Source organism: Oleiphilus sp. HI0061 (assembly GCF_001635675.1).
In genome coordinates this window covers 1-3,113 of record NZ_LWFE01000080.1, presented here as the reverse complement: position 1 = coordinate 3,113, position 3,113 = coordinate 1, and the positions used below count along the sequence as shown (strand labels likewise).

The 3,113-nt window shown below is 42.1% G+C and carries 6 protein-coding genes; 1 reads left to right on the top strand and 5 read right to left on the bottom strand.

Translation table 11 applies throughout. The features are described 5' to 3' along the window. Nucleotides 1-68: 68 nt before the first annotated feature. From A3735_RS29435 to A3735_RS28625, 3 genes are read right to left on the bottom strand one after another with little or no spacing between them, the layout of a single operon-like run. Entirely contained in the window at nucleotides 69-194 is a 126-nt protein-coding gene (locus A3735_RS29435) for a YacL family protein (protein ID WP_197469622.1), read from the bottom strand. A 20-nt stretch (nucleotides 195-214) separates the two neighbouring features. Then, nucleotides 215-964 carry a chemotaxis protein CheX gene (locus A3735_RS01000; RefSeq protein ID WP_068633895.1) on the bottom strand — a complete coding sequence of 250 codons (750 nt, stop codon included), beginning with the start codon at nucleotides 962-964 and terminating at the stop codon, nucleotides 215-217. 3 nt (nucleotides 965-967) lie between these two features. Next, complete coding sequence (locus A3735_RS28625) at nucleotides 968-1,210, bottom strand: hypothetical protein (protein WP_068641541.1); 243 nt, start codon at nucleotides 1,208-1,210, stop codon at nucleotides 968-970. 195 nt (nucleotides 1,211-1,405) lie between these two features. Here A3735_RS28625 and A3735_RS00995 point away from each other — a divergent pair, with 195 nt between their 5' ends. Then, nucleotides 1,406-1,858: a DUF302 domain-containing protein gene (locus tag A3735_RS00995; protein WP_068513781.1), complete on the top strand. Its 453-nt coding sequence runs from the start codon at nucleotides 1,406-1,408 to the stop codon at nucleotides 1,856-1,858. A gap of 1 nt (nucleotide 1,859) precedes the next feature. Here A3735_RS00995 and A3735_RS00990 read toward each other — a convergent pair whose 3' ends face one another. After that, nucleotides 1,860-2,261: a MaoC family dehydratase gene (locus A3735_RS00990; RefSeq protein WP_068513786.1), complete on the bottom strand. Its 402-nt coding sequence runs from the start codon at nucleotides 2,259-2,261 to the stop codon at nucleotides 1,860-1,862. Nucleotides 2,262-2,376: 115 nt separating this feature from the next. Further along, the coding region (locus tag A3735_RS00985; RefSeq protein WP_068637397.1) for an HD-GYP domain-containing protein at nucleotides 2,377-3,113 on the bottom strand (737 nt) is incomplete at its 5' end.

Below are 3,113 nucleotides of genomic sequence, written 5' to 3'. Positions count from 1 at the left end.
GAGTTGAAATTCAGAGCCTTGAAAGTGGTATTGAGTGATTTGTCCTTTTTCCACTTTGTCTATTATTGTTAAACCTCGTCAATTGCGACGATAGTCTTTAGCTCCATATTGAAGTAAGTAGCGATAGCTTCATGGCCGCTAGAAAATAGGGCTTGCGGCTGGGAACTCTCATCAAACAAAAACTCGTAATCCAATTTTGGCCTCTGTTGTTTGATTAAAACATTTCCAAATCACCATCTTCAACCAGGTGCTCTACAATTTGATCGTTTTCAGTAAACTTTTCAGGTGACCAGCTAAGGTTGAAGATAAGGCGTTGATAGATGGTGATTTCATCAAAGCGGAATTTAGGGTCGATCAGCTTAAACTTAAAGCATAGTTGAGGCTCGGTTGAACCAAAGGACATATGTTTTTGAGAGTGGTTTACCAGCGTTGGGACATAAATACGATTGCCTTCTAAACTCTCAACGGAAGAGAAGTAGCAAGAGCGTGCTTTACCCCAAATCAGGTTGGTGGCTTCGTTGAGAATCGAGTTAATATCATTGCGATTCGGACGCATTGAATGAATGGCAGTTGCGTCAGAGCGAATTAAATCAGTGATTTCCTTTTCAGTGGTCTGCAGCATCATATAACCACGGCACCAGTCACTTTCCAAAGGAATCAGTGTGAACAATTCACCATAGATTAATTGGTCTTTTACCAGGTAGGGGTAATCACAATGAACTTTTACCCCGGGGATCAGGCTTTCAAATACTTGAGTAGAGATCTCCTGAAAGCCCTTGGCCAACTCCAGAGGGTAATACATGCTACAAATATACTCGTTGATCAAACCGTTAAGTTGGTCAATGTTGTTGTTTTCATAGCTGCCAGCAATCGCTTGAAGGACTTCAGGAGAAAGTTCTTTACGCGTTACTCTGCGTAAAAATATCGGTAGTTCAGGACGTTTGCGGTGAATCTGGAGGCACAAATCTCAACCACTTACGCCACTACTATCAGGCGCTTCGGTCAGGAATACACTGCCCAGGTCGAGATTTGACGACAGGACTTCGTCAAACTCACTCGACGCCCCTTCGAGACCGATATGGTCGTCCTCGGTTTTGACTCTTAAACCAACCAAATTATTTTCAATGCAAACATCTTTTAACAAGGTCAATGACGTTTTTTCGAACTCGTGTACAAGTACTTTACTGACAATTTTTGTGTCCTTGCTCATCCATACCTCGTTTAAAACGGACCTGAGAATTAACAAATTTGAAACTGCATTTGATGCTACAACAGTATAGTGTACAAATAAGGCTAGCGAGTAAAATTATCAGATTGAGCCGCTTGTGCTCGAACTTGAGTGTGCTACCTTATATGCTATTAACCAGGAGTCGCTTAAGTACATAGATAATAAAAAGGAAAAATTATGAAAAGTATAATGTTGATGGTCCTATGCGGCTTTTTGGCTTCATTCAGTGCTATCGCTTCTGAAGGCCTGGTATCACTTGAAAGCCCGTATACAGTGAAGAAAACTGCCGACCGATTTGAATCAATTATTCTGGCGAAAGGTCTAAGTTTGTTTGCAAGAATTGATCACAAGGAAAATGCGGAAAGCGTTAATTTGGCTATGCCCGAGACGGAGCTTATTCTTTTTGGTAACCCAAAGGTAGGAACACCTCTAATGAACTGCGCGCCAGCGGTAGCAATCGATTTACCGCAGAAAGTAATGATTCAAAAGGATAATGATAATAAGGTCAGAATTTCATACAACAATCCGGAGTATTTACAGAAGCGTCACGATATTCAAGGTTGTGACCAAGTCATATCTAAAATCGCCGCAGTACTGAATAAGCTGAGTACCGCAGCAATTAGTCAATAATTTAGCCAGCAAACATAACAACCGCTTCGCCTTCGATCACGGTTTCTCCCTGATCGTTTACACAGAGGGTGCTAAGCGTAATGATGGGCTTATCATTACGTATGTTGATAATCTCTACTGTTGCAGTGACTTCCTGATTAATAAATATTGGTTTCTTGAATTTTAAGTCCTGCCCCAAGTAAATGGTACCTTCTCCGGGCAGGTGTTTTCCTAACAAACCAGAAAAAAGGCTTGAAACAAGCATCCCGTGGACTATTTGTTTACCAAATGGTGTCTTGGCTGCATAGTCGGCGTCAAGGTGGACCGGGTTGAAGTCAAGTGATAACTCTGCAAAAGCATTTACTTCTGCTTCAGAAAAACGTTTGCTGATACTTGCGCTTTGGCCAAGACTAACTTTCGACATACTTGTTTTATTCCCTTAATGCTTGTTGTGAGTGATGAGCCGGTAGTGACTAGCTCGATATTAGTTTGTCTACATTAAAAAAAGGTGACACTGATAGACGTCAAGCCAAGGGTATTTAGCCAATAATATTTTCTTTGAATTGTCGTTGGATTTCTTCGACTAGCTCGCGATTTTTAATTAGTGCATCAACGCATTCCCTATCCAGCTTAGTGCCAGCCATGGCGTCAATTTTTGCGAAAGCATCATCGTTTGACCAAGCTTTTTTATAAGGTCTCTCACTGGTTAGTGCGTCAAAGACATCGGCTACTGCGACAATTCTTGCCTCGATAGGGATATCTTGGGCAACTAGCCCATCAGGGTAGCCGGAACCGTCGTAGGCTTCGTGATGGTGGTGGGCGATATTTTTCAGAATGTCGATGTAGTTGAGGCTATCTAGGCTGAAGTTTTCTAACAGCGTATCGATTAGCTCCTTGCCTTTCTCTGCGTGAGATTTCATGATCTCGAATTCTTGATCATCTAACTTTCCTGGCTTTAAGAGTACAGAGTCGGGAATACTAATCTTGCCAATATCATGCAAAGGTGAGAACAGGAAAATATGCTCGACAAACTGGTCGTCAAAACCATATTTATGCGCCAGCTCGTCAGCGATTAGTCTTGAAAATCGGGACATTCGGTCGATGTGCATTGCTGTTTCAGGGTCACGATGGTGAGTGAAATTCATGGCGCTTCTGACAGTTGCTTGTAAGGTACCTACCACATCTTGTTCATGGGATACCAGAAGAACGAGCATGTGAGCTGTCATATCCAGGTCTACCAAGGTGCTTTCTTCAAAGACGTTTTTTTCGAAGGAGT

Bases quoted from the DNA above. Each gene is read 5' to 3' on its own strand.
- A3735_RS00995 (WP_068513781.1), top strand. From the start codon at position 1,406: ATGAAAAGTATAATGTTGATGGTCCTATGCGGCTTTTTGGCTTCATTC.
- A3735_RS28625 (WP_068641541.1), bottom strand. From the start codon at position 1,210: ATGAGCAAGGACACAAAAATTGTCAGTAAAGTACTTGTACACGAGTTC.
- A3735_RS00990 (WP_068513786.1), bottom strand. From the start codon at position 2,261: ATGTCGAAAGTTAGTCTTGGCCAAAGCGCAAGTATCAGCAAACGTTTT.